Origin of the sequence: Bifidobacterium sp. (assembly GCF_050874245.1) — a bacterium.
Classification (GTDB): domain Bacteria; phylum Actinomycetota; class Actinomycetes; order Actinomycetales; family Bifidobacteriaceae; genus Bifidobacterium.
Genome location: NZ_JBNMKH010000201.1, coordinates 1 through 1,267, shown reverse-complemented (window position 1 = coordinate 1,267; position 1,267 = coordinate 1). Strand labels below are relative to the sequence as shown.

Annotated in this window: 3 pseudogenes; 1 reads left to right on the top strand and 2 read right to left on the bottom strand. The window is 61.0% G+C overall.

From position 1 onward, the window contains the following. A pseudogene (locus ACR0P8_RS09900) lies at positions 1 to 248 on the bottom strand (hypothetical protein); the annotation flags it as partial. A gap of 366 nt (positions 249 to 614) precedes the next feature. Here ACR0P8_RS09900 and ACR0P8_RS09895 point away from each other — a divergent pair. Further along, positions 615 to 776, top strand: a pseudogene (locus tag ACR0P8_RS09895) (AGE family epimerase/isomerase); the annotation flags it as partial. A 43-nt stretch (positions 777 to 819) separates the two neighbouring features. On the opposite strand, the pseudogene ACR0P8_RS09890 reads toward ACR0P8_RS09895, so the two are convergent. Continuing rightward, positions 820 to 1,267: pseudogene (locus tag ACR0P8_RS09890) on the bottom strand (aromatic amino acid transporter AroP); the annotation flags it as partial.

The following is a 1,267-nucleotide window of genomic DNA, read 5'->3' as shown; positions in this document are numbered from 1 at the left end:
TTGTAGAGCTCGCCGCGTTCCTCATAGAGGCTGCCGAGCTGAGCGCGGAGCTTGGCGGACATTTCGGGATTCTTCTTGGCGAGAGAAGCGTAACGGTTCTCGCCGCTGAGGAATTCGTTGAGGTCGCCAGTGGGTTCCTTGCTGTCAAGCTGGAAGGGATTCTTGCCTTCCTTGGCCAGTTCGGGGTATGCGCGGCCCGTGACCAGCGCCATACGTTTATCCGGAGTGCCCTCAAGAATCGTTGACATTATTGTGCTGCCGTCCTTTGTGTTCTACGAGCAAGAAATAGCCTTCACCAGTGTACCCGCAGCCCTGTCATGCAGTCGGCGGCCGGGTTGTCATGCGTACAGGCGCGTGATTGACGGGCGGTGGATGCTGCTGAGCGGCGGTGGTCTGGGGTTTCACAATCTATCGATACTGAGGGGTGCTTCACCGTTGGTGGTTTGGGGAAGTTGGGCTGGCGTGGGACGTGTGAGACCGTAGGCTTGGCCGAACGGCCTTGAGCGTGTCGAATACGGCCAGCGCCCATACGCATGCGATGATCGCCGTCAATGCCATGGTGGTGCCGAGCGACGCTTGAACGCTTTCCAGAAGCCGCGGAAGATGCCGTTGTCGCGGCCTTCCTTGAGTATGCGGACAGCACGGTGATGGATCACGTCAACGGATCATGGTTCCACCAGCTCGATCGCACCAATCAGCCGATCGGCACCGTGTGGCCGGGCAAATCCGACCTGTACCATGCCACGCGGTCCATGATGATTCCGCTGCGCGACTAGATGCAGCCAGCCCATGCGACACCTGCGCGCCATGCGCCGCATGTCACGCCGCCTGATGCGAGAACCGCTTCTGCAGCTCGTAGGCCGCGAACAGCACGATCAGCCAGATCACGCCGGCGACCACGGCGATACGGTAGCTGGCGGAGAAGCACATCAGCGCCACGACCAGCGCCATGAATGCGATCACGATATACGGCATCACACGTGCAAACGGCAGCTTGAACGCGATCTTGTCGAGCGCCTCCTTGCCCTTGAGCCCCTTGAGCTCGGCCGGGCCGTCACCTGCGGCGACCACGCGACGGAAGTGGATTTCGGTGATCATGATCATCGTCCAGTTGATCGCGGCCGCGATGGTGGCGATCGACATCAGATAGTTGAACGCGAACTCGGGCCATACGAACACCACCACCACGGCGTTGGCGATGATGATCGCGGAGGTGATCACGCCGGCCGCCGGCACGCCGCGCTTGGTCAGCTTGCCGAGATACGCC